The 225-nt window shown below is 59.1% G+C and carries 1 protein-coding gene; it reads right to left on the reverse strand.

Going from position 1 to position 225, the window contains the following annotated elements; translation table 11 throughout:
* The coding region (locus ACLEJU_RS28795) for an immunoglobulin-like domain-containing protein (RefSeq protein WP_440776795.1) at positions 1 to 225 on the reverse strand (225 nt) is incomplete at both ends.

The following is a 225-nucleotide window of genomic DNA, read 5'->3' on the forward strand; positions in this document are numbered from 1 at the left end:
TGGCGGGTTGTTCAGCTGGAAGTTGAAGGTGATGCTGGCAGCACCTTCCTTCACGTTGTCGCCCGAGACGCTCACGGTGGTGGTGTCGATGGTGTCTTCGACTTTTACCGTGGCCGTTGCACCCGTGACGTCGGTCGCTTCGAAGTTACCGCCGTTGATCGCGGTGACGGTGGCCGTTACAGCGCTTCCATCGACATAGGCGTCTTCGCCGTTGGTGTTTTCCAG

This window comes from Pseudomonas sp. SMN11 (assembly GCF_052041945.1).
Lineage (GTDB): Bacteria > Pseudomonadota > Gammaproteobacteria > Pseudomonadales > Pseudomonadaceae > Aquipseudomonas.